Annotated in this window: 21 protein-coding genes; 6 read left to right on the top strand and 15 right to left on the bottom strand. The window is 62.6% G+C overall.

Going from position 1 to position 22982, the window contains the following annotated elements; genetic code table 11:
- Window positions 1-6: 6 nt before the first annotated feature.
- The gene (locus AC3WQS_RS12030; RefSeq protein WP_060938453.1) at window positions 7-591 is read right to left on the bottom strand and encodes a class I SAM-dependent methyltransferase; all 585 of its coding nucleotides are present in this window, start codon (window positions 589-591) and stop codon (window positions 7-9) included.
- A gap of 161 nt (window positions 592-752) precedes the next feature.
- Between AC3WQS_RS12030 and AC3WQS_RS12025 the strand changes: the two genes are divergently transcribed.
- The 3 genes from AC3WQS_RS12025 (at window position 753) to AC3WQS_RS12015 (ending at window position 3788) form a co-directional block, all read left to right on the top strand.
- Window positions 753-2900, top strand: coding sequence for an MMPL family transporter (locus AC3WQS_RS12025; protein ID WP_492713396.1), 2148 nt, complete (start codon window positions 753-755; stop codon window positions 2898-2900).
- A gap of 117 nt (window positions 2901-3017) precedes the next feature.
- Window positions 3018-3428 carry a DUF302 domain-containing protein gene (locus tag AC3WQS_RS12020; protein ID WP_492713397.1) on the top strand — a complete coding sequence of 137 codons (411 nt, stop codon included), beginning with the start codon at window positions 3018-3020 and terminating at the stop codon, window positions 3426-3428.
- Between the two features lie 90 nt (window positions 3429-3518).
- Window positions 3519-3788 (top strand): metal-sensitive transcriptional regulator, encoded by a 270-nt coding sequence (locus tag AC3WQS_RS12015; RefSeq protein WP_007734349.1) that lies wholly within the window; start codon window positions 3519-3521, stop codon window positions 3786-3788.
- Between the two features lie 59 nt (window positions 3789-3847).
- On the opposite strand, the gene AC3WQS_RS12010 is transcribed toward AC3WQS_RS12015, so the two are convergent.
- Window positions 3848-4651 carry an alpha/beta fold hydrolase gene (locus AC3WQS_RS12010; RefSeq protein ID WP_020906324.1) on the bottom strand — a complete coding sequence of 268 codons (804 nt, stop codon included), beginning with the start codon at window positions 4649-4651 and terminating at the stop codon, window positions 3848-3850.
- 110 nt (window positions 4652-4761) lie between these two features.
- On the opposite strand from AC3WQS_RS12010, the gene AC3WQS_RS12005 reads away from it, so the two are divergent.
- The gene (locus AC3WQS_RS12005; protein ID WP_007734348.1) at window positions 4762-5697 is read left to right on the top strand and encodes a methionyl-tRNA formyltransferase; all 936 of its coding nucleotides are present in this window, start codon (window positions 4762-4764) and stop codon (window positions 5695-5697) included.
- A gap of 42 nt (window positions 5698-5739) precedes the next feature.
- Here AC3WQS_RS12005 and AC3WQS_RS12000 read toward each other — a convergent pair whose 3' ends face one another.
- Window positions 5740-7527 carry an ABC transporter ATP-binding protein gene (locus tag AC3WQS_RS12000; RefSeq protein WP_492713398.1) on the bottom strand — a complete coding sequence of 596 codons (1788 nt, stop codon included), beginning with the start codon at window positions 7525-7527 and terminating at the stop codon, window positions 5740-5742.
- Window positions 7528-7538: 11 nt separating this feature from the next.
- Window positions 7539-9293, bottom strand: coding sequence for an ABC transporter ATP-binding protein (locus AC3WQS_RS11995; RefSeq protein ID WP_259349067.1), 1755 nt, complete (start codon window positions 9291-9293; stop codon window positions 7539-7541).
- Window positions 9294-9449: 156 nt separating this feature from the next.
- Between AC3WQS_RS11995 and AC3WQS_RS11990 the strand changes: the two genes are divergently transcribed.
- Together AC3WQS_RS11990 and AC3WQS_RS11985 are read left to right on the top strand one after the other, a co-directional pair.
- Window positions 9450-9623, top strand: a complete 174-nt coding sequence (locus tag AC3WQS_RS11990) for a hypothetical protein (protein WP_020968508.1) — start codon at window positions 9450-9452, stop codon at window positions 9621-9623.
- A 103-nt stretch (window positions 9624-9726) separates the two neighbouring features.
- Entirely contained in the window at window positions 9727-11190 is a 1464-nt protein-coding gene (locus AC3WQS_RS11985; protein WP_020906320.1) for an alpha,alpha-trehalose-phosphate synthase (UDP-forming), read from the top strand.
- A 93-nt stretch (window positions 11191-11283) separates the two neighbouring features.
- On the opposite strand, the gene AC3WQS_RS11980 is transcribed toward AC3WQS_RS11985, so the two are convergent.
- From AC3WQS_RS11980 to AC3WQS_RS11930, 11 genes are all read right to left on the bottom strand, one after another.
- Complete coding sequence (locus tag AC3WQS_RS11980) at window positions 11284-11817, bottom strand: twin-arginine translocation pathway signal (protein ID WP_019747004.1); 534 nt, start codon at window positions 11815-11817, stop codon at window positions 11284-11286.
- The gene (locus AC3WQS_RS11975) at window positions 11814-12602 is read right to left on the bottom strand and encodes an Rv1363c family protein (protein WP_029254526.1); all 789 of its coding nucleotides are present in this window, start codon (window positions 12600-12602) and stop codon (window positions 11814-11816) included. The genes AC3WQS_RS11980 and AC3WQS_RS11975 overlap by 4 nt, the downstream gene beginning before the upstream one ends.
- Window positions 12602-13996 (bottom strand): MCE family protein, encoded by a 1395-nt coding sequence (locus AC3WQS_RS11970; RefSeq protein ID WP_020906318.1) that lies wholly within the window; start codon window positions 13994-13996, stop codon window positions 12602-12604. The genes AC3WQS_RS11975 and AC3WQS_RS11970 overlap by 1 nt, the downstream gene beginning before the upstream one ends.
- Complete coding sequence (locus tag AC3WQS_RS11965) at window positions 13993-15240, bottom strand: MCE family protein (RefSeq protein ID WP_020968506.1); 1248 nt, start codon at window positions 15238-15240, stop codon at window positions 13993-13995. The genes AC3WQS_RS11970 and AC3WQS_RS11965 overlap by 4 nt, the downstream gene beginning before the upstream one ends.
- Entirely contained in the window at window positions 15240-16544 is a 1305-nt protein-coding gene (locus AC3WQS_RS11960) for an MCE family protein (protein WP_019747000.1), read from the bottom strand. The genes AC3WQS_RS11965 and AC3WQS_RS11960 overlap by 1 nt, the downstream gene beginning before the upstream one ends.
- Window positions 16541-17599: an MCE family protein gene (locus AC3WQS_RS11955; RefSeq protein WP_054781758.1), complete on the bottom strand. Its 1059-nt coding sequence runs from the start codon at window positions 17597-17599 to the stop codon at window positions 16541-16543. Before AC3WQS_RS11955 ends, AC3WQS_RS11960 begins: the two co-directional genes overlap by 4 nt.
- Window positions 17596-18615, bottom strand: a complete 1020-nt coding sequence (locus AC3WQS_RS11950) for an MCE family protein (RefSeq protein ID WP_019746999.1) — start codon at window positions 18613-18615, stop codon at window positions 17596-17598. Before AC3WQS_RS11950 ends, AC3WQS_RS11955 begins: the two co-directional genes overlap by 4 nt.
- The gene (locus AC3WQS_RS11945) at window positions 18615-19799 is read right to left on the bottom strand and encodes an MCE family protein (protein ID WP_003945815.1); all 1185 of its coding nucleotides are present in this window, start codon (window positions 19797-19799) and stop codon (window positions 18615-18617) included. The genes AC3WQS_RS11950 and AC3WQS_RS11945 overlap by 1 nt, the downstream gene beginning before the upstream one ends.
- Window positions 19800-19810: 11 nt before the next feature.
- Complete coding sequence (locus AC3WQS_RS11940; RefSeq protein ID WP_003945759.1) at window positions 19811-20662, bottom strand: MlaE family ABC transporter permease; 852 nt, start codon at window positions 20660-20662, stop codon at window positions 19811-19813.
- 64 nt (window positions 20663-20726) lie between these two features.
- A complete protein-coding gene (locus tag AC3WQS_RS11935) occupies window positions 20727-21491 on the bottom strand; it encodes an MlaE family ABC transporter permease (RefSeq protein WP_003945687.1) in 765 nt (254 codons plus the stop codon).
- 502 nt (window positions 21492-21993) lie between these two features.
- A complete protein-coding gene (locus AC3WQS_RS11930; protein WP_007734334.1) occupies window positions 21994-22911 on the bottom strand; it encodes a 3-oxoacyl-ACP reductase in 918 nt (305 codons plus the stop codon).
- Between the last annotated feature and the right edge of the window lie 71 nt (window positions 22912-22982).

Genomic DNA, 22982 nt, shown 5'->3' with positions numbered 1-22982 from the left:
CCCTGGTCAGACCTGTTCCCACGGACCGAATTCGAGCAAAACGTCGATTGCCGTCTTACCGTCCTGCGGCCGGACGACATGTTCGAGGGCGTAGACCCTCGATCCCTCCGCGGCGCGAGCGAGATCGGAAATACCGGGCAGAATGGTCGGTTCGGGTGGTCCGCCCACACCACGGTGGAAGTTCTCGATCGAATGCCCCAAATAGAGGACGCGCCCGCCTGGCGTCAGCCACTCCCCGACGCGTTTGAGCGTGTCGGCCAACTCGTCGACCTCGAGGTGAAGAAAGCTGACCAACACCAGGTCAACTACCCCTTCCGGTTGCCACGTGGTCGCGTCGCCGACCTGCCAGTCGACAGCCTTGTCCAAGTCACTCGCCCGTGCCAGATCGATCGCCACCGACGAGTAGTCGACGGCAGTCACCGACCACCCTTGCCCGGCCATCCACCGCGCGTGACGGCCGTCGCCGCAGGCCAGATCGATCGCAGTGCCCGGCTGCAGGTCGGCAATTCGTGTTGCGACGGTTCCCGCCGGGTCGATTCCCCACGGCTCCGTCACCGCTCGGTATCGCTCGTCCCAGTCGTGTGCGTCCATGATCACTGCTCCTCGTGGTTCGTTTCACCGCGGTTCGTTTCACTGTCTCCGATCAGACGGTGCAACGAGCAGCATAGAGAACCCTCAAACGTGACAGACACATACCCCTGGGGGTATACAGGTGACGGTCAGGAATACCCCCACCCGTATCAGGAGCGAAGATGTCAGCGACCAGAACAGTCACCGCGGACCCACCCGCCCAATCCGACGGCATACTCGCGCGCCTCGGTCGATCGATGGCGGCGCACACCCGCCTCGTCATCGGCGTCTGGTTGATCGCGTTGGTCGCACTCGGCGCCGCAGCACCCAGCGTCTTCACCTCCCTCGCCGGCGCAGGTTGGCAGGCAAACGGATCCGAATCAGTGCAGGTTCGCGAGTTGGCCGAGCAGCATTTCGGTGGAAACTCCTCCGCTGCAGTGCAGGTGGTCGTTCACTCGGATTCTCTACCCATCACCGATCCGTCGATGCAGCAAACGCTGGCGGCGGCAACGGAAATCTTCTCCGCGGACCCTCGTTTCGGCGAAGTGGTCGCCCCGCAGGCCGGCATGACCATCAGCCCGGACGGACATACCGGCATCATGATCGCGGGCGCCAACGCAAGTACCGACGAGATGGTCAGTGCGGTAGACGAACTCGGCAAGGAACTCACTGCATTGTCCACGGACACCATCGAGGTGTACCCCACCGGCGCGTCGGCTTTGTGGAGCGATTTCAACAAGGCCAATCACGAAGCGATGATCAAGGCCGAAATGATGTCGTGGCCCGTCACTCTCGCGATCATGGTGTTGGCCTTCGGCTCCCTGGTTGCCGCAGGACTCCCACTGCTTCTGACACTCGCAGGTCTGGTCGCCTCGGCGGGCGGGCTTGTGATCCTCAACGAGATCACGCCGATTTCCGTGTGGGCCATGAACTTCGCGATGATGTTCGCTCTCGCACTCGGCATCGACTACGCACTCTTCCTCGTCGCGAGGTTCCGGGAAGCACTGCGAACCGATCCGGATCCGCGGGCCGCCGTGGCTCAAACGATGGACACCGCCGGCAAAGCTGTTGTCCTCTCCGGCCTCACAGTTCTGGTCAGCTTGTCTGCGGTGCTCATCGTTCCAGCCCCGGCCGTACGCACGATGGCTGTCGGAATCATGCTCGCTGTGATCTTCGTTCTCGCCGCAACACTCACCCTGCTACCTGCCGTGCTCGGCCGGATCGGCGCCAAGGTCAACGGCGGTTCACTACCGCATGCAAAGCGCCAGCAGCACCGCTCCCCGATGTTCGCAGCTTGGGCATCACTGCTGCACAAGCACCCGTGGCCTTTCGGCATCGGCGCCGTGATCGTCCTTATCGCTCTCGTCGTTCCGGTGTTCGGACTGAAGGTTGCAATGCCCTCCATCGCCGTGGTTCCCGAGGACGCCCCGGTTCGACAGGGATACGAATTGGTGCAGCAGCAGTTCGGTGACGGGGCACCCGGAATGCTGCAGATCGTCACGTCCGCCGACGATGCAGCCGACACCTCGCGTCTTGCCATGAGCGTGGATGGCGTCGCAATGATCACCCCGACGCAACAAGCGGCCGACGGATCCGATCTGGTTATGCTGCAAGCAGTTCCCACCGTCGACCCGTCAGATCCTGCGATGGAAACCATCCTTGCCGACCTTCGGTCGCAACTGCCGGAATCGGCGCTCGTCGGCGGCGCTCCGGCTGAAAATCTCGACCTTCAGCAGGCGCTCGACGACTACCTTCCCTTCGTGGTGGTCGTGATTCTGACGCTCGGATTCCTGTTGCTGCTGATCGCCCTCCAGGCACCCTTGATCGCCTTGATCGGCACGCTGGTCAGCCTGCTGTCCACTGGGGCCGCATTCGGAATCGCGAAGTTGATTTTCCAGGACGGCCACGGAGCAGGCCTGCTCGGCTTCGATCCCCAGGGGTTTCTCAACGGGTGGGGTCCGGTCTTCTTCTTCGCCATGATCTTTGCCATCGCGATGGACTACACCGTGTTCCTGCTCTCGAGCGCCAAGGAGCACTACGAACGCACAGGTGACCCCGAGACCGCACACATCGACGGCCTCGCACATTCGGGTCGGGTCATTGCGGCGGCAGCAGCGGTGATGGTTGCGGTCTTCTTCACTTTTGCGCTCGCAGATCCCTTGCCACCCAAGGAAATGGGCATCATTCTCGGTGTAGCTGTCCTCCTGGACGCAGTGCTCGTCCGCTTGGTGCTGCTGCCCGTTCTCCTGCGCCTCAGCGGCCGGGCAGCCTGGTGGGCGCCGGCATGGTTACGACGCATCCTGCCGAACATCAGCTTCTCGCATGGCTGACCGTGTACCCGACATCACTGTCTTCTTGATACCCCCAGGGGTATGATGGAGACAAGAGAAATCGAAGCCAACGACATCGAAGCCAATGGCACCAAAGCCGACGACAAGGAGCGGGCAATGACAACACCCACAGAACCGACAGCGATCGCAGCCAAGGTCACCGGAACTTTCGACGACGTCGTCACCCGAACTCGTGCTGCTCTCGCCGAGCAGGGCTTCGGCATCCTGACCGAGATCGACATGCAGGCAACACTCAAGGCGAAGCTGGACGAGGACATGGAAAAGTACCTGATCCTAGGTGCCTGTAACCCGCCGTTGGCCCATCGGGCAGTTTCGGTGGATCGTCAGATCGGCCTCCTGCTGCCGTGCAACGTTGTCGTCCGCGAAGATACGACTACCGAGAATTCGTTCTTCGTCGAAGCGATGAATCCCGCTCTCATGGTTCAGGTTTCCGGCGAACCAGGCCTGGAGTCCGTGGCGGCCGACGCCGCCGTCAAGTTGCGGGCAGCCGTCGACTCGTTGATCTGACACCGCAGCCGGATCAAACACTGGATCAAGCAGTGACATGCCCCCAGGGGTACCCTCGGTCGCAGCACGAACACTCGAGAAGGGGCCACCATGACCGGCGACGAAGAGAGCATTGCGCTCGTACTGAACAGACTGCGGCGTGCTCACGGCCAACTTGCCGGGGTCATCTCGATGATCGAGAACGGCCGCGACTGCAAGGACGTCGTGACGCAGCTCGCAGCCGTGTCGAAGGCGCTGGACCGAGCAGGGTTCAAGATCGTCGCTTCCGGGCTGCGTGAATGCCTGAGCGGTGACAGCGCGGAAGGTCAGGAACCGATGACCGAGGCCGAACTCGAGAAGCTGTTCCTGGCACTGGCCTGAAATATGAGAAGGGCCTGACCTGCAGTCAGCAGGTCAGGCCCTTTCTCGCATGCGGAAAACTACTTCGCCAGGAAGTCGATCAGCACCTTGTTCACGGCCTCCGGACGCTCGAGGTACCCGTAGTGTCCGGCGTCGGGAATCTCTTCGAACGACGCCGTCGCGATGCAGTCCGCCACCTCGCGGGAGAGGTAGGGCGGGATCATGCGGTCGTCGGCGAAAGCGACGGACAGGCAGGGGCGCATGATCGACTTGTACGCGCCCCGTCGATCGAAGGCGCGGTCCATACCGAGCTGCGCGCGAACACCCGGTGACGTTGCGCCGCCGGTGAACTCGAAGATATCCATCCAGTCGCGCGCGGAGTGATCGTCTGCCAGCGTGGCCGGCGAAAGGTTCATCACCGCGGTCACTGCGGCACGGTATTTGGCCGGCAGAGCGACGCCACTGTCGAACAACTGGCGCTCACCCTCGGTCAGGACCTGCTGGAAATGATCCATCCGGGCGTGGCCGGCGAGGAACACTGCTTTGCGAACCAGATCGGGCCTGGCGAGCGTCAGTTCCTGCGCCACCCGGGCGCCCATCGAGGTTCCGATGACATGGGCGGGGCCGCCACCGAGGTGCTCGATCAGTCCGGCGGTGTCCGCAACCATGTCGGGCATCGTGATGCCGCCGAGGCTCTCGCCGGACGGTGCGATTCCGCGGTTGTCGAAGGTGCAGACTCGGTAGCCGGCGGCCACCAGCGCCGGGGTCTGGTGCAGATCCCAGACGCGGCCGGGGCTGCCGGTCCCCATGATGAGCACCACCAGATCTCCATCACCCTTGACCTGGTAATTGATGGGGATTCCGTTGATTGTGGCGACCGTCATGTCAGCCTTCCTCCTCGTACGTGTGATCAACAATTTTGGTTGGATAGCCTAAGCTGATGGGCGGTCGTGTGACCGCAACCCCAGCCCATGCTCGTCCAGGAGGACCCCCGTTGAGAGTCGCTACGCTCGGATACCAAACCTGGGGCCACCGTACCCTGCAGGCCTTGATCGACTCCGATCACGAGGTCGTGCTGGCAATCACACACCCGAAGAGTGAGCACGTCTACGAACAGATGTGGGCGGACTCGGTTGCAGATCTGGCGGCCGAGAACGGTGTACCCGTTCACGTGGCGAACAAGCCTGACGACGCCTTCAAAGCCGCGCTGGCCGAAGCAGCTCCCGACATCATCGTCGCCAACAACTGGCGTACCTGGCTGCCGGCGGAGGTCTTCGACGCACCCAAGTACGGCACCCTCAACATCCACGATTCGCTGCTACCCAAGTACACGGGATTCTCCCCGCTCATCTGGGCTCTGATCAACGGCGAAGAAGAAGTCGGCCTCACGGCGCACCTGATGGACGAGGAACTCGATGCGGGCGACATCGTGCTGCAGCGATCGACAACGGTCGGCCCGACCGACACCGTCACCGATCTGTTCCACCGCACGATCGACATGATCGGCCCCATCACACTCGACGCCCTGGATCTGATCGCGTCCGGGCGGACCGACTGGACGCCGCAGGACCGATCGCAGGCCACGTTCTTCCACAAGCGTGCACCGCAGGACAGCCACGTCGACTGGTCCTGGCCGGCCGAGGTCATCGAGCGTTTCGTCCGGGCACAGTCCGATCCGTACCCCAACGCTTTCGCGGAGTTCAAGGGCCAGCGCATCCGCATCCTGAAGGCGTCCGTCTCACGCGGGCACTACGGAGGAACCCCCGGCCGCGTGTTCATCCAGGAAGACGACGGCATGGTGATCGTCGCGGGCCCCGACGCATGGTCGGGCAAGAACAAGGGACTGCGGATCGAGCGCGTCCGACTCGACGACGGCAGCGAGTACACCGCCGCCGAGTTCTTCCCCCACGGCGGCGGGTACCTCACCTGATCGTCTGAACAAACCCCTCAGTGCAAACCCCAGTACAACCCCTCAGTCGCGACCTTCCCAGGCCGCCCACAGTTGTGCGTAACGCCCGCCCGCGGACACCAGTTCGCGGTGCGGGCCTTCTTCTACGATCTGTCCGTGTTCGAGCACGATCACTCGGTCGGCGCCCGCAGCCTGTGTAAGCCGGTGTGCAACAACCAGAGTGGTGCGGCCCTCCGTAGCGGCTTCGGCAGTCGCTTCCAGTTCCCGTGCTCCGGCGCTGCCCGCCTCCGCTGTAGCTTCGTCCAGTACCGCGACGGCCGGGTCGGCCAACACCAGTCGCGCCAAAGCCAACTGCTGCGCCTGTGCCGCCGTCATCTCGTGCCCGCCTTCGCCCACGACGGTCAGCATTCCCTCGTCGAGAGCCTCCACCCACTCGTACGCGCCGACCGTCCGCAGTGCCGCGGCTACGTCCTCGTCCGAGGATTCGGGCGCGGCCAACCTCAGATCCTCGATCAGGGGCCCGGCAAAAACATGGACCTCCTGACTCACGATCGCGATGTGGCGTCGTAGGTCGTCGAGGTCGGCAAGCGGGACACCACCGATCGACACCCGCCCCGACGTCGGAGTGATCGAACCGGCAGCGATCGCCGCAAGCGTCGTTTTTCCGGCTCCGGTCGAACCGACGAGCGCCACGCGCTCCCCCGCTCGCAAGGCGAGAGTCACTCCGTGGAGAACCTCATGGCCACCGTCGTAGCTGTGCCGAATGTCGTCCAGACGCAGCGAACCGTCGGCCGGAACGGAACCTGCATCCGTCGAAGGCTCCGTTTCCTCGATCTCGACGACGCCGACCAGTCGCGCGAGGCTGGCGCCGGCCGACTGCACTTCGTCGAAGGTGTAAAGCAGCGAGCCGATCGGGTTGAACAGGCGATGGAACAGCAGAGCAGCAGTCGTCGTCTGGCCGACTGTCACGACGTCCTCACGGACCAGCAGGAATCCGACGACGAGAATCATGGACAAGCCCACGAATTCGGCGCGGTTACCGCGACCGGCGAACCTCGTGAACAGGCCGAACACGCCGACGGCCAGATCACGCGCTTTTGCCGACGCCGCATCTATCTGACCGAGGTGTTCCTTCTCGAGGCTGTACGCGCGGACCGTCTTGGCACCCTGGAGGCTGCTGATGAGCGCTTGTGAACGAGCGCCCATCGCTACCCGCTCGGCAGCGTAAATGGGAGCCGATCGTGGCAGGTACCACTTGAGCGCCAGCGCGTACATCGGCAGCGCGACCATTCCGGCGAGGCCGAGGCGCCAGTCGAGTCCCAGCATGGTCACCATGCTCAGAGCCACGAGCAGAACTGCTGCGATCATGCCGGGAACCACGTCGGACACGGCCTTGGCGATCACCGACACGTCGTCGCCGACTCGTGAGAGCAGATCGCCCTTGCCGACCTTCTCGACGGTCTGGATCGGCAGGCGCAGTGCCCGGTCCACGGTTCGCTCGCGCAGGTCCGCCAGAATCGTCTCGCCGAGTCGCTTGATCAGATAGGCGGCCACACCGGTGAACACACCGCCCACGATTGCGGCGGCGGCGATGGTCACGACCACCCCGACGATCGTCGACGTGGGCGCGTTGTCCCGGACCCGGTCGACCAGGACACCGAATACGTAAATCGGCACCAAGGCCATCGCCGACGCCGAAGCCGCGACGATCAGGACCAACAGGCTCTGCATCCGGTGTTCGGCCAGCGCTGCCCGCAACCACTTCCAGGTCTGGCGACCACTCGCGATCGGCAACAGTTCGCGCTCGGTCACCTTCTCGGCGTTCTCCCCGGCCGGCATATCGGTTGTCATGTCCGTGGCCGTCACCGCAGCACCGCTCCTCGGTAGTTCGCGTCGCCGCGAGAGAGTTCGGAATGTGTGCCGATCGAGGCAATCACTCCGTCGTTCAAGACGATCACTCGATCCGTCACAGCCAGCAAAGCGGGGCTGCTGGTGATCAATACCGTCGTGTGGATGCCACCGGCACCCTCGTGCCGCAGTTCTGCGATTCCTTCGGCGATCGACGCCTCGGTCACCGCGTCCACTGCCGTAGTCGGATCGTGCAGGACCATCACGGGTGCCTGTGCCACCAAGGCGCGCGCGAGGGCGACGCGTTGTCGCTGACCTCCCGACAAACTGGCGCCTCGATCGGTCACTTCGAGGTCGAGACCGTCCGGATGTGCGTCGACGACATCCGCCGCTGCCGACGCTGCCAGAGCGCTCTGGATGTCTAGAGCAGCGCCGTCACCGGCGCCCGCAGTGACGTTCGAGGCGAGGGACCCGGAGAACAGATCGGTGATGTGCGGCTCCACCAAGACCGTCCGACGCGCCAATCGCAAGTCCATGTCGGACAGGCTGATTCCGCCAACCCTCACCACTCCGCGATACGCGCCCTGAGCCAGCTGACCGGACAGGACCGCGACAAGAGCGTCGGCGTCCTGCGGCTGGTAAGCCACGACGCCCAGCAGTTCTCCCGCAGGCAGGTGCAAGTCGATGCCCTTGAGCGACTTGTACTCGACTCCGTCGAGGGTCAGGTCGGTGCCTTCGAGTTCGGTCTGCGAACCCGCGCCCCGCAGTGGCTCCGCGTCCAAGACCAATGCCAGTCGATCCGACGACGCCCGCGCCACCGCGAAGTATCCGGGAATGGACGCAAGCAATCCGAGCGGTTCGATGATGAACTGCGCAAGCCCCACCACGGTGATCAGTTCACCGACCGTGATCCGGCCCTGCAACGCGAAGTACCCGGCGAAGCCCGCAACACCGACCGCGAGCAACGCACTGACGGTCGCGGCAACGCCGGTGTAGATACCGGTCGCCTTGGCCGTGCCGATCGTCGACGCGAGCGCCTGACGGCTGACTGTGCGATAGCGAGCCGACGCGGTCTTCTCACCGCCGATACCGCGCAGTGGACGCAATCCGCTGACCAGATCCGTAGCCATCGCCGACGCCCGCGCGATCGACGCCTGCTGACCGGTGGCCCTCGACGTGATGAGCGGCGCCGCCAATTGCAGCAGACCGAGAATGACCGGCGTTCCGATCAGAACGGCCAATCCCAGCCAGAGGTCGATCCACACCAAAGCCGCGGCCGACGCGACCGCAGCCGTCAGGGCCGCAGCCGCGCGCGGGACGATGTCCGCGATCCACGAAGTCTGCTCGGCGTCCGATGTCGAAACAGTCAGCAGTTCACCTGAACGCAGATCGGTGCGCACCCCACGCGGATCGAGGACGCGGTGCGCCACCTCGAGCCGGAGGCGATGAGCCTCCTGCTGCATCGCGGTGACGATGAAGCGTGCACCGAAGCGCCACGCGGCCGTCAGAACGAGAAACAGAGCCGCGAGGCCGACGATGGAGACGATCAGGGCCGTGGTGTCTGAAGTCTCCACCGCACGGTCGATGATCACACCGATGGAGATCGGCACCGCCGTCTCGGTCAGTTGGTGCAGACAGACCAGAACCGTGCCGATAGCGAGCGGGCGACGGTTGCGGACGAGGACGCGTCGCAAAATCGCAGCACCACTGTGATTGCCACTATCGGGCTCGTCCGAGTCGACGGTCACACTCGAGGGGGTCGAACTCATGGAACTCCAAGCATCGATGGAAGCGATAAAGTTGAGTACAGAGATAAGTAAGTCGACCCTAATACATGAGCAACTAGCGTCGACACGCCCAGTTCTCATAGAGTCGCGAGTAAGAAACATTGCTTGCGCCGTGCAGGCAAGCACGAGAGGAACATGATGGCTGAGAACACGACCGTCGAAACCGAGATCGCGGACGAGGAAATCGAGACCGTCGCCGAGGAAACAGCGCGCATGGCGCAGCACGTTGTCGCTGCATACGCGGAGGATGCCGACGAGTGCAGGATGCTGCTCTCGATGCTCGGTATCTCTCCCGCCGCCAAGCTCGACTGAATCTTTCCCTCACCGACCGAGAAGGAACCACGTGCCTGTCAGTCCGGATTCGACCAGTTCAACCCTTTCTGACAGCGCACTTGCTTCTTCGACCGGTGACACCGTGTCCGGGCAGGCTGAGTTCGTCGTCGTAGCGAACCGCCTGCCCGTCGACTTGGAACGGCTTCCCGACGGCACCACCCGCTGGAAGCGGAGCCCCGGTGGACTGGTCACCGCTCTCGAGCCGATTCTGCGCAGCAATCAGGGCGCGTGGGTGGGCTGGGCGGGCGTGCCCGACGCCGATCTCGACCCCATCGTCGAAGACGGACTCGAGCTCTACCCCGTGCCGCTGAGCGCCGAGGAGATCAACGAGTACTACGAGGGGTTCTCCAACGCCACCCTCTGGCCGCTCTATCACGACGTCATCGTCAAACCCGAGTACCACCGCGAATGGTGGAACGCCTACGTCGAGGTGAATCGGCGGTTCGCCGAAGCCACTTCCAAGGCAGCGGCTCAGGGCGCAACCGTCTGGATCCAGGACTACCAGCTGCAGTTGGTACCGAAGATGCTGCGGATGCTGCGCCCCGACCTCACCATCGGATTCTTCCTGCACATTCCGTTTCCCCCGGTCGAGCTGTTCATGCAGATGCCGTGGCGCACCGAGATCGTCGAAGGCCTCCTCGGCGCCGACCTCATCGGCTTCCACCTTCCGGGTGGCGCACAGAACTTCCTCTATCTGGCCAGACGCCTTGCCGGACAGCAGACTTCACGCGGAACCGTCGGCGTCCGCTCCAAACTCGGTGTGGTGCAAGTAGGTTTCCGTAGCGTCCGCGTCGGTGCATTCCCCATCTCCATCGACTCCGGCAAGCTCGACGAGCTATCACGCACCAAGGCAATTCGAGACCGCGCCAAGCAGATTCGCAAAGAACTCGGAAACCCCAAGCACATCATGCTGGGCGTCGACCGCCTCGACTACACCAAGGGCATCGACGTCAGGCTCGCCGCACTCCACGAACTTCTCATGGAGAAGCGCATCGATCCCGCCGACACGGTCATGGTGCAGTTGGCGACCCCGAGCCGCGAACGTGTCGAAAGCTACGTACAGATGCGCGGAGACATCGAGCAGAAGGTCTCCCGGATCAACGGCGAGTTCAGCGAAGTCGGTCGCCCCGTCGTCCACTACATCCATCGGCCGATCCCCCGCGACGAACTGGTCGCGTTCTTCGTCGCTGCCGACCTCATGCTGGTCACACCGCTGCGTGACGGTATGAACCTGGTCGCCAAGGAGTACGTCGCCTGCCGCAGTGATCTGGGCGGCGCATTGCTGCTCAGCGAATTCACCGGCGCTGCAGCAGAACTCCGCCAGGCTTTCCTGTGCAATCCCCACGACCTCGACGACGTCAAGGATTCGATGGAGAAGGCCCTCAATCAACCGCGAGAGGACGGCCGACGCCACATGCGTGCGCTACGTCGTCAGGTCCTGACCCACGACGTCGACCGCTGGGCACGCTCGTTCCTCGACGCGCTCGCGCACGGCGGTGCCGCAGGTCCGGCGCTGATCGCCCCGGCCGAAGCACAAGACCACTGAGGACAGTGCACAAAGGCTGGGGCCGCGGAGAGTGAATCTCCGCGGCCCCAGCCTGTTTCAGGTGATCGACCCCAGCCTGTTTCAGGTGATCGATCAGAAGGGTTGGACGTTGTTCACGAGCCAACGCCCGTCCTGCTTCTCCAGACTCATCTTGACGCGACTACCACTGGCGACGGCTTCGGGTGATTCCGAAGACGTGGTGATCTGATTGAGGAACAGCATCGTCGTCGCACTGTCTGCCTCGGCGTCGAGAACCGCGGCGCCCTGGACGACTACCTGAACGGTCAGCGACTTTTCCTTGGCTCCCGGAATGATCACCGATTCGATCAGGTTGGTGAACGTGCCCTGGAAATCGCCCGTCAAACCGTCTGTGGCCGCGTGCAACTGCTGGTCGACGTTGTTGTAGTCGTACTGGAACATCGCAACCGCCTGATCGGAAGAGGCCTGTGCCACTTCGTCTCTGGTCTGATCGATCGCCGCAATGTCACGCGTTCCACCCGGACCGAAGTAGAGATACGCCGACACTGCCGCCAACGCGATGGCCACTGCACTGATGACGCACAGAACGATGGCGAGCGGTGAGACGCGCTTGGGCTTGGACGTCTCGGGGATTACTTCTGGGGTCATGGCACAAACTCCACATTCGAGGCAAGCAACTGCCCGTCGACGTCGCACATGGTGATTCGAAGTCGGTAGTTGCGTTCAGCGGGCGCTTCGTCGCCGTTCTTCTGCATCGCACGCACCGCGACCAATGAAGTCCCGCAATCGCCGTCGGACTTCTCGAACCCGGCTTCGAGTACCTCGCCGTCGGTCTGAACTCCGGCCTGCCCGAGGACGTTGACAAACGAATCCTTGCGTCCGTCGAACTGCGACTTGAACTCGTCGGTGGTGCCGGCGAGGAACTTGTCGAGGTCGGCAGCCGCTGTATCCGCGTGCAGTGTCGTCAGATTCAGTGCGGTGGTCCGGGCACCGGCCACGTAGCGGGCTCGGTCCTCGTCGGCATTGGACGCCTTGTTCCGGTCGACGAGAAGAAACACCGTCAGGGCCGCAAGAGCAACAGCGATCACCGAAGCAACGGCGATCCCGACTACCAACCCGGCCTTGGGCTTCGAACGAACAGGGGTGTCCACAGCAGTTTCTGCGGGGGTTTCGGCGGCGCCGGTCGGCTCAGCCTTGGTCGCGACCTGATCACCGCTGACGACCTTCTCAGGTGGAGTATCGGGCTTGCCCAAAGCAACTGGCGCCGCCGCCTTCTGCTCAGCCGCCTTCTGCTCGGCTGGCTTCTGTTCGGCCGACTTCTTTTCGGTGGGCACTACTACCGCGGCAGCGTCTGCATCCGCACCCGTGGGTCCGGCGCTGCGGGATGCGCGACGGCGCACCCGCTGCCCGGCCTGTGGATCTTCGTCTGTCATCAACCCTGCTGACCCTTCATGAACTGTTCGAGACTGACGTCGCCGCCACCGAGGTTCGGTTGCGAGTACGTCCTTCCGTCCGGCCCGATGTACGTGCCTGTAATCGGATCGTACCGACGAGCCGAGACCGAAGGCGTCGACGTGTACGAGCTCGGGGTCGCGGTAATCGGTTCCGGAGGCCCGGATTGCGGGTTCGTGCCCATCGGTACGTAGCCGGAACGGCACTGTTCGACCGTCGGCGCACGACGTCCCGGATACTCCTCGCAGGGAAGGTTTCTCGCGCCGCGCACGGCGATCGGCGAATCCTGGGCAACCTGGCAGAAGAGATCCGACGGCGTCTCGATCGGTGATTCGTCCTTCGGACTGCGCCACTGCTCTGCGGGCAGGAATCCTGTAGTGCACGGCGGCGGGTCGTTGACCTCCATGTGGAAGTCCACCAGTGCACCATCCGCAGCCGGGCCGGAGCCTGCCACCGTGACCAGCGCTGCGGCCAGCGGCGGGTAGATGACCAGAATCTGCTCGATCGCGTTGTTGTAGATCACGCCGACCTGTCCGACGGACACGAGGTTCGCCAGAAGAATCGGCAATGTCGGCTGCATGTCTTGCAGAAGAGCATTCGCCTCCGCCGCTGCGGCCGGACCCTTCTGGATGACGGCACGCAGATCAGGGTCGCTGGCTCGGAGCTGGTCGGTGAACGTCACCAGATTGCTTGTCCAGGAACGGATGGCGTCGCTGCTGACCACCTGAGTGTCCAGGAGTGGACCGGCCTGCTCGATCAGCGTCTTGGTCGCGTCGGAGTTGTTGTTCGCCTCCTCGACGAACAGCCGAGCCGAGTCGATCAGCTTCTGCAGATCCGGGCCGGCACCGTTGAACGCCTTGAAGGATTCGTCGATGACGGTCTTGAGCTTGGTGTCGGAAATGCTCTGCAGCAACAGATCTGCCTGATCGAGCATCGCGCCGACATCCTGCGGAATGCTGGTTCTGTCTTCGGGAATCACCGATCCGTTTTCCAGATGCCCGTCGACGACGATCGCTCCGGAGCTGTCGGTGTGCGGAATCAGGTCGACGAACTGCTCGCCGATCGCCGACACACTCTTGACCGCAGCATCGACGTCCGACGGAACCTTGACGCCACTCTCGAGAGACAGTCGCGCATTCACACCCGTCTCCGAGAGCTCCACCGCGTTCACGACACCGATGGTCTGACCGCGGTAGGTGACGTTCGAGTTCTTGTACAGCCCACCGGTGGCGGGCAATTCGACAGTGACGTCGTATCGGCCGATACCGACCATCGCCGGAACACGCACGTACTGAGTGGCCATCACGATCAAACCGACAACCGTCAAGACGGCGAAGATGATGAGCTGGATACGGACGAACTTTGTGAGCATCATGGTGCCGGTGCCCCCTGAGGAAGTCCTGGAATGTTGATCGGCGGAAGTCCCGGAATCTGAATGGTATTCGGATCCGCTGCCGGGGCCTGCGCAGCGGGAGCCTGTCCGGCGGGAGCCTGGGCCGGCGGTGCGGCAGGCTTGAGCGGATCGCTCAACGGGTTGCCTGTCTGTCCGGCGAGCCCGGCCTGCTTACCCAACACACCTTCCGGGCCGGAGAGCGTTCCCGCCAACGGAGTTCCGGTGAGGAAGTTCGCGTCGAGTCGGGGCAGCGAGATGTCGATGGTCATCGCCAGGTTGGCGTAGTCACCGCGGATGACGTTGTCGATTCCGTTCTGTGGGAACGGGAACGTCAAGAGGACTCCGAGAACTTGAGTGAGAGCGTTACCCGAATCCGCCAAGGCCTTCAGAGTCGGCGAAAGAGCCCGAACGTTGGTCGCGAAATCGTCGCCGCTCTCCTGGATGACACGGCTCGCCACCTCGCTGAGACCACCGAGGGAGGTCAACGCGTTGGTGATGTCCTGACGCTGAGCGACAAGAACCTCGAGTGCCGGCGGAATACCTTCGAGCGCTTTGTTCAAGGTGTCGTGCTGTGCCTGGACGGTCGAGGACAGTCGATCGAGTCCTTCCATCGCCGAAACGATGTCGCCTCGTTGCTTGTCCAGACTTCCGACCAGCTGATCGAGCTGAGGCAGGAGGTCTCGAACGGAATCTTCACGCCCACCGAGAGCGGCGTTGAGTTCCTTCGTGATGTCCTGAACCTGAGCGAGACCGCCGCCGTTGAGAACAACCGACAGAGACGACAGCGTCTGTTCCGTCGTCGGGTAAGCGCCCGCCCGCTCGATGGGAATCAAGTCACCGGCTTCGAGTCGGCCCTCGGGCTCTTCTCCAACCGGCGGTGCCAACTCGATGTGCTGAGAGCCGAGCAAGCTGGTCTGGCCGATTTTCGCCGTCGCGTTGGCAGGCAACTGAACCTCGGGATTCAGCGACACCGTCACCAGAGCGTGCCAGCCCTGAACCTCGATGTTCGAAACGCTTCCCACTGCAACGTCATCCACCCGGACGGGCGAATTCTGCGACAGGGTAGTCACGTTCGGCATCTCGATCTGGACCTCGTATGCGCCTTCGCCCCGGCCCTGAGTTCCTGGCATCGGCACAGAGTTGAGACCGTTCCATTCACAACCGCTGGCGCCGAGTGCCACTGCCGTGGCCAACACGGCAACCGTGGTCTTGCGAGCTACCCGCATCAGTTCCCTCCGCCCATGTTGAAGAGTTCGGCGAGATCCTTGGGAACACTCGTCATGGGAGCACCTGACATCGGTCCTGCGACGGTTTCCGGCTGATTCTGACTTGCCGCTTCCAATCCCGGTTCGGTGTAGACGATCTGATCCGGGAAAGCCTGCACGCCCGCGACCGGGTTGAACAGGAATCCGGGGTAGTTGCCGATCATCGTGCTGAGCACCGGCCCGAGGTACTGCTTACACAGGTCGGCACTGTTCTGGGAGTTACCACTGTCGATGCCTTCGATGGAACCACAGATCCACTGGATTGGATTCTTGAAGTTACTCAGTGCAATTGCGCCGGTCATGCTGCCCTGAGCCGGTTTGTAGATCTGATAGAAGTTGGCAAGCGACGTCGGTCCGGAGTGCAGAACCTGCTCGATCTCCGGGCGCTTGTCCGTCAGTACCTGGGTGGCATCGGCCAGACGCGCGACCGATTCGCTCAGTCCCTCGCTGTTGTCCTTGACGAACCGCTGAACGTCGCCCACCGCCAGGTCGAGATCGCTGAGGGCGGTGCCCAACTCGTCGGAACTGCTTGCGAGAACGCTTGTCACCGAAGCGAGGTGACCGCTGAACTGCACGATCTGCTCGTTGCTCGAGGACAACGCAGTGACAAACGCCTGCAGGTTCCGAATGGTGGAGAACAAATCGGTCCGGCCTTCGGACAGCGTGTGCATCGTGGCCGAGAGTTCGCGCAACGTCGACCGAATGGACTCACCGTTACCGTCGAGGTTCGTTCCCACGGTGTCGATGAATCGGCCGAGGGAACCCTGATCGTCCAGACCCTCCGGTCCGAGTGCGTCAGACAGTTTGGTCAGTTCGGTCTTGATCTCGTCCCACTCCACAGGAACGGCGGTGCGCTCGATCGGGATCTCGCCGCCATTGGGCATCTGTTCCCCGCCGGAGTACACGGGGGTCAATTGCACGAAGCGTGCGGACACGAGGCTTTGAGCAACGATGAGCGCCTTGGCATCTGCCGGAACGTCGACGCTCGAGTCGATCTTCATCTCGACGTACGTGTCCCGATCACGCGGTTCGATCTTCGTCACCTTGCCGACGTTGACACCGAGCACTCGCACGACGTCGCCCTCGTAGAGACCTGTCGTCGAGACGAAGTGCGCGGAGATCTTGGTCTTGCCCAGGCCAGGGATGAAGAGGTAGGCCGCACCCGCCACGAGCAGCGCGACCAGCACGCCCGCTCCGATCAGCACCCACTTCTTGCGTGGGTTGGTGGAGCCCTGTGAATCCTGTGAAGTCATGGTCTCGGTCATTCTCCCGGCCCCCTGATCGTCGGTGGAATGCCGGGGAAGAAGTCTTCCAGGTCGCCCGGAACCTGCTCGGGCGCGACGCTGGTGTCCACCAAGGTCTTCCACCAGTTACTCGGCAGAATGTTGATGATGAAGGCATCGAAGAACGGGCCGCTGGCCACGGTCTCGCCGAGCGCGGTGATGTACGGTCCGAGGCCGTCGAGCGCCCCGGCGATGTTGTCCTTGTTCTGCTGAAGAACCTCGGCGACCGAATTCAGCTTCTCGAGGGTCGGCCCCATCTGAGCCTCGTTCTCCTGCACAAGCGCTGACAGTTGACGTGAGACTGCGCCGGTGTTGACGATCAGTTCGCTGATCGCGTCACGCCGCAAGCTGAGTTCGGCAAACAGCTTGTTGCCGTCAACCAGCAACGAATCGATCTGACCGCTTCTGTCGGAGAGGATCTTGGTGACATCTTCGGCCCGCGAGAGCAATTGGAGCAGGCTCTCGTCGCGTGAGTTGATGCTCTGCGAAAGCCGCGTCATTCCGTCCAATGCGGTGCGAAGTTCTGGCGGAGTATCGGCCAGGGTGTCCGAGATCGCGTTGAGCGAATCGTTGATCTGTTCCGTGTCGAGTTCGGACACCGTGGTACCGAGGTCACCCAGAGCGTCGTTGAGCGAGTACGGGGAGTTGGTGCGTTCGATAGGAATCGGCGTGTCCGTGCGCAGCAGTCCGGATCCTTCCGGCCGCACCGCCAACGACTTTCGGCCGAGAACCGTGTTGGTCTTGATGTCGGCCGCGGTCTGCTCGCCCAGGGCGACACCGTCTTGAACGGTGAAGGTGACCAGCACCTTCTGGTCGTCGAGTTCGACGTCGCTGACCTTGCCGACCTTCACGCCGGCCATGGTGACGTCGTCGCCGGTGACCAGGCCGCCGGCATCCTGGAAGTACGCCGAGTAGCGAATGCCGCCGTTGATGAACTGGAGTTGATCGTATTGAAGCGCGGCACCCACGGTTGCCACCGCCAGGACGAGACCGATGACACCGATCTGTACCGGATTGCGTTCACGGGTAGGGGTCATGAGACTTTTGCGCACCTTCCCGTGTCCTGCACTGCCGTGGGCAAGATGATCGTCGTTCCGTCAGGTCCGGAGAACTTGAAAGTGTTGGCGCACAGATAGAACTGGAAGAACGCTCCGTACGTGCCCACTCGGATCAGCTTCCGGTAGTCGGACGGCAGACGACCGAGAGCGGTGTTGATGTCGTCCTTGCCCAGGTCCAGCTGCGTCATCGTTCGGTTGGTCTCCCCGATCAGGGTCTGGATGTCCGGACGTGTCGCCTGCAGCAGCGATGCGAGATCTCCGGTGGCGCCGGCGATCTCGGTGATCGAATTACCGATCGGGCCACTGTCCTTCGCCAATCCACTGACCAACTGCTGGAGCTGATCGATCGTGGTGGAGAACTGATCACCCTTGTCGTTGATCGTGCCGAGTACGTCGTTGAGGTTGGTGATGACGTCCCCGATCAGCTGATCTCGGTCCGCCAACGTGCTGGTGAACGAACTGGTGTTTCCCAGAAGCGAAACCAATGTTCCACCCTGGCCTTGGAGTACCTGGAGCAGGGCCCCGGAGAGGTCGTTGACCTGCTGGGGGTCGAGAGAGCGAAGCAGCGGCTTGAATCCGCCGAGCAGCAGATCCAGATCGAGCGCGGGCGACGTCTGGTCGACTGGAATCGATCCACCTGACGAAAGCGTCTCGGTGGAACCAGCGCCCTCGAGCAGTTCCATGTAGCGGTCGCCCACCAGGTTCTCGTAGCGCACAGTCGCTTTGGTGCTCTTCATCAGTGAGTACTTGGTATCGACGTCGAACTCGACCTCGGCCTGGTTGGAGTCACCGATGGACACTCCGGTGACCGACCCGACCGGAACACCGGCGATACGTACCTTGTCGCCGGACTTGAGTCCCGAGACGTCCGAGAAGGTGGCGTGAAATCCGTTGCTGCTGCTGAAGCGCACCTGACTGAAGACGATCGCCAGTCCGGCGAAGATGACCGCCATGACGACGGTGAAAATCAGCAGCTTGACCGTGGTCGGTCTCATCACTTCCCGTCTTCCTGCTCGTAGGAGTCACCGAAGAGATACTGGAAAATAGTCGGCACGGTGACGCGCAGTTCGGTGTTGGGAACGAAAGGCACGTTGCCGGTGTTGGTGACTGCGAACGGGGCATGCCCGTCGACCTTCGGATCGAATTCGGGCAGACCATAACAATTGGGTCCACCGGAGGCCGCGACCTTGGGGAGAGATTGCGGGTTCTGGTACGCCTCGGCGCCGTACATGAAGCTCGCGCTCAGCATCAGTGCCGCTTTGTCCCCGGTGCCTGCCAGCGGCTCGAACTTGATCCGGCCGTCGTTCAACCCGACGATGAAGCACGTCAGACCCGACGAGTACTTGTCGAGCAGGGTCGTCGTCGCGGTCAGAGTGTCGAGGGCGGTGGTCAGGTTCTGCTCGTTGTCGGTCAACAACGCGTTGCCGGTGTCCGCGAGGCCGGTGACGTTGAGCAACAGCAGGTCGAGGTTTGCCTGCTCCGCCACGATCGATCCGCTTGTCGCGGTGGCGTTGTCGAGGATGCGCATCAGATCCGGTGCCACGTCGGCGTACAGGTTGGTGACATCGGCGGCGCCGACCAAGTCTTCCTGGAGCTGCGGCAGAACCGGATTCATCTTCTTCAGATAGGTGTCACCGAGCTCGAGAACCTCACCCAGCGACTCGCCGCGCCCGTTGAGTGCAGTGGAGATCGCGCCGAGTGTGGCGTTGAGCTTTTCCGGTTCGATCTTCGCGAGTACGTCCGAAAGATGTTCGAAGACACTGTTGAACTCGACGGTGACGCTGTCCGAGGCGATGACAGCACCCTCCTGGATCGGCTGGGTCGACGGGTCGTCGGGAATCACGATGTTGACGTACTTCGCACCGAACACCGTGGTGGTCTTGATTTCCACCCGGGCGTTCGACGGAATCTTCGACATCTGGCCCGGATCCATCGCCAACTTCAGGTTTGCCTGGTCGCCGACGAGGGAGATCGATTCGACGCGGCCGACCTGCACTCCGCGCAGCTTCACCTTGGCATTCGGTTCCATGACCAGGCCTGCACGCGTGGACGTCACGGTGATGGGCGTGCTCTTGGTGAACCCACCCGAGAACATGGTGAGAGCAACGGCGACGATCGCCACGAGTCCGAGGACCAGGCCGGCTGCGGCCAACTTCTTGTGCCATCTGGGTACGGTCATCGCTTGCCCGCCTATCCCGACAGGTTGAAGTTGCCGGACCCGCCGTAGATGGCGAGTGAGATGAGCAGGGTGACCGTGACGACCGCGATCAACGAGGCGCGCACTGCGTTACCCACCGCGACACCGACGCCGACCGGGCCACCGGTTGCGTTGAAGCCGTAGTAGGTGTGGATGAGCATGACGGCCAGCGCCATGACTATCGCCTGGGCGAACGACCACAGTATGTCCGTGGGTATCAGGAAGGTCGTGAAGTAGTGGTCGTACACGCCGCCGGACTGGTTGTAGAGGAACACCGTCGCAAAGCGGCTGGCGACGAACGACGCGATCACCGCCAGTGAGTACAGCGGGATGATCGCGATCATGCCGGCCATGACGCGGGTGCTGACCAGATACGGAATCGACGGGATCGCCATCGTCTCCAGGGCGTCGATCTCTTCGGAGACGCGCATCGCACCGAGCTGCGCGGTGGAGCCGGCGCCGATGGTCGCGGCGAGGCCGATTCCGGCGATGACCGGCGCTGCGATGCGAACGTTGATGAAGGCGGCGAAGAAGCCCGTCAGTGCTTCGACACCGATGTTGCCCAGCGAGCTGTAGCCCTGAACGGCGATGGTTCCACCGGTGAACAGTGTCAGGAATCCGACGATCACGACGGTGCCACCGATGACGGCGAGCGCACCGGTGCCCATGCTGATCTCGGCGATCAGTCGCAGAGTTTCACGCGGATAGCGCATCAGCGCCTTGGGAGCGTGACCGAGAGCCTTCGCGAAGAACAGCGCTTGATCACCGATGCTGTCGATACTGCGAGAGATCGAGCCGATCTGTCGACGTGTGCGCGGGAAGCGTCCCGCTGCGGCCAACGCCATCAGATCTCCTCCCGTCCGTCGTTCGTCGTTCTGTTCACTTCGATCTCTCCGACTGCCGTGTGCCTCATCCGGCCGTCAACTTGATACCGATGGTCGTGATGAGCACGTTGACGACGAAGAGCGCCATGAACGCGAACACGACGGTCTGGTTGACCGCGTCACCGACGCTCTTGGCGCCGCCCTTGACGTTGAGTCCGAGGTAGGCCGCAACCAGGCCGGCGATCATGCCGAACAGTCCTGCTTTGACCATGGAGAGCATGAGCTCACCGAATCCGGTGAGCAGTGTGATGCCGTTGACGAAGGCGCCGGGATTCACGTCCTGGATGAACACGGAAAAGACGAAACCGCCGAGGATGCCGATGGTGCAGACCAGTCCGTTGAGGAGCAGCGCCACTCCCGTCGACGCGAGCACCCGGGGAACGACCAACCGGTGGATCGGATTGATACCGAGCACCTTCATGGCGTCGATCTCTTCGCGAATGGTTCTGGCCGAGAGGTCCGCGCAGATGGCGGTTGCGCCGGCGCCGGCGACGATCAGCACGGTGACGATGGGGCCGACCTGTGTGACGGTACCGAGCGCAGCTCCGGCACCGCTGAGGTCGGCTGCACCGATCTCGCGCAAGAGAATGTTGATGGTGAAGCTGACCAGCACCGTGAACGGGATTGCGACCAGCACCGTCGGCACCATCGAGACTCGCGCCACGAACCAGGCCTGATCGATGAACTCTTGACGCTGGAAGGGGCGGGAGAAGACTGCCCTCAAGGTTTGGGCGGACATCTGAAAGAAGCCACCGACCGCTCGTAATGGCACCTCGACGAGGTCTACCATTCGCCCTCCTCGTCCTTGGTTGCCGCAGTACTGTCTGTTCTCATAGTCCAGCCCCCGACAGCTTGTGACTCAGGTCATATTAACTAGAACGTGTTCACCTGTCAAAAACAAGTGTCCAACTCTAAGAAGTAGCCTCACGGCGACGATCCGAAACCCGAAGGTTCGGGCCATGGGAAGCATCCCTTTTCGGTGCGAATTTCGCCGAAATATCCTGGAAATTAATACTTTTGAATGATCAGCGCTTATCGGCGCCGGATCGAGACCCTGCTACCGCGCCAGCCTTGACCGGGCACGTCGATCGAATATCGCATCGTTCACAGGAATGCAAAATTGGAACACAGTCTAGTTTTTTCGAGACCGTTGGTCTCGTTGTAGAACGCAGGCAGAGTGCCGCGCCCACCGACTCGTGAACACGCTATTTCTACCAGGAAGTGGACACGTAGACCGTCTAAGTGTGAACAACGGTTCTACGTGTCGCGCACCTGAGAATCAGACCCGTCGATCAGCCCAACGCGCGCAGGGCCGCCGATGCCGAGAACATCTTTGCCGGGTCACGGTCAGCGAAGTAGTCACCCATCACCGCGGACAGCGTTTCCGGCGACCAGGAATCTCCCTCTGCGTCGAACCGCTGCTCGACGACGGGCGCCGCCATCAGCGCAACCATCGGTCCGTACACCACGAATACCTGACCGTTGACGGCGTCGGCCGCCGGTGACGCCAGGTACGAGACGAGCGATGCCACATGCTCGGGCGAGAGCGGATCGATGCCGTCGGCCGGCGCGTCACCGAACACACCTTCGGTCATCGACGTCCGTGCCCGCGGGCAGATCGCGTTGGCCCGAACGCCGTAGCGCGAGAGCCCACGTGCGGCCGACAACGTCAGCGCCGTGATTCCGGCTTTTGCAGCGCCGTAGTTGGGCTGCCCTTCCGGTCCGAGAAGGCCCGCCTCCGAAGAAGTGTTGACGATGCGCCCGTACACCGGCGCCCCGGCTTCCTTGGATTTCGCCCGCCAGTAGGCAGCGGCGTTGCGGCACAGGAGGAAATGGCCGCGAAGATGAACTTCGAGTACCAGATCCCAGTCTTCGTCGGACATGTTGAACAGCATCCGGTCGCGCACGACGCCGGCATTGTTGACGACAATATCGACACTGCCGAACTGCCCCTGCGCTGCTTCCATCAGTGCGTCGGCGGTAGAACGCTCACCGACGTTGCCTGCCACGAATTCGACTTTGGCGCCGAGACCGCGGATCTCCTCGAGCGTTGCTTCGACGGCCTCGTTCGGGGCCAGATCGTTGACGACCAACGACGCACCGGCCTTCGCCAGACCGATGGCCTCGAACTTTCCGAGCCCCGATCCGGCACCGGTCACGATGGCGACCTTGCCTTCGAGACTGGTTTCTGGGCTGTTCACAGCATTCATCGAAGCGCTCTCCCGGTTCTCTGCGGTCGTGTGTCGAGTTACCCGGCTCGATTGCCGTGACCCACGAGTTC

The sequence above is a fragment of the Rhodococcus sp. FW305-130 genome (assembly GCF_058788335.1).
This window is presented reverse-complemented; position numbering and strand designations above follow the sequence as displayed.

Bases quoted from the DNA above. Each gene is read 5' to 3' on its own strand.
- AC3WQS_RS12030 (WP_060938453.1), bottom strand. From the start codon at position 591: ATGGACGCACACGACTGGGACGAGCGATACCGAGCGGTGACGGAGCCG.
- AC3WQS_RS12025 (WP_492713396.1), top strand. From the start codon at position 753: ATGTCAGCGACCAGAACAGTCACCGCGGACCCACCCGCCCAATCCGAC.
- AC3WQS_RS12020 (WP_492713397.1), top strand. From the start codon at position 3,018: ATGACAACACCCACAGAACCGACAGCGATCGCAGCCAAGGTCACCGGA.
- AC3WQS_RS12015 (WP_007734349.1), top strand. From the start codon at position 3,519: ATGACCGGCGACGAAGAGAGCATTGCGCTCGTACTGAACAGACTGCGG.
- AC3WQS_RS12010 (WP_020906324.1), bottom strand. From the start codon at position 4,651: ATGACGGTCGCCACAATCAACGGAATCCCCATCAATTACCAGGTCAAG.
- AC3WQS_RS12000 (WP_492713398.1), bottom strand. From the start codon at position 7,527: ATGACAACCGATATGCCGGCCGGGGAGAACGCCGAGAAGGTGACCGAG.
- AC3WQS_RS11995 (WP_259349067.1), bottom strand. From the start codon at position 9,293: ATGAGTTCGACCCCCTCGAGTGTGACCGTCGACTCGGACGAGCCCGAT.
- AC3WQS_RS11990 (WP_020968508.1), top strand. From the start codon at position 9,450: ATGGCTGAGAACACGACCGTCGAAACCGAGATCGCGGACGAGGAAATC.
- AC3WQS_RS11980 (WP_019747004.1), bottom strand. From the start codon at position 11,817: ATGACCCCAGAAGTAATCCCCGAGACGTCCAAGCCCAAGCGCGTCTCA.
- AC3WQS_RS11975 (WP_029254526.1), bottom strand. From the start codon at position 12,602: ATGACAGACGAAGATCCACAGGCCGGGCAGCGGGTGCGCCGTCGCGCA.
- AC3WQS_RS11970 (WP_020906318.1), bottom strand. From the start codon at position 13,996: ATGATGCTCACAAAGTTCGTCCGTATCCAGCTCATCATCTTCGCCGTC.
- AC3WQS_RS11965 (WP_020968506.1), bottom strand. From the start codon at position 15,240: ATGCGGGTAGCTCGCAAGACCACGGTTGCCGTGTTGGCCACGGCAGTG.
- AC3WQS_RS11960 (WP_019747000.1), bottom strand. From the start codon at position 16,544: ATGACCGAGACCATGACTTCACAGGATTCACAGGGCTCCACCAACCCA.
- AC3WQS_RS11955 (WP_054781758.1), bottom strand. From the start codon at position 17,599: ATGACCCCTACCCGTGAACGCAATCCGGTACAGATCGGTGTCATCGGT.
- AC3WQS_RS11950 (WP_019746999.1), bottom strand. From the start codon at position 18,615: ATGAGACCGACCACGGTCAAGCTGCTGATTTTCACCGTCGTCATGGCG.
- AC3WQS_RS11945 (WP_003945815.1), bottom strand. From the start codon at position 19,799: ATGACCGTACCCAGATGGCACAAGAAGTTGGCCGCAGCCGGCCTGGTC.
- AC3WQS_RS11940 (WP_003945759.1), bottom strand. From the start codon at position 20,662: ATGGCGTTGGCCGCAGCGGGACGCTTCCCGCGCACACGTCGACAGATC.
- AC3WQS_RS11935 (WP_003945687.1), bottom strand. From the start codon at position 21,491: ATGGTAGACCTCGTCGAGGTGCCATTACGAGCGGTCGGTGGCTTCTTT.
- AC3WQS_RS11930 (WP_007734334.1), bottom strand. From the start codon at position 22,911: ATGAATGCTGTGAACAGCCCAGAAACCAGTCTCGAAGGCAAGGTCGCC.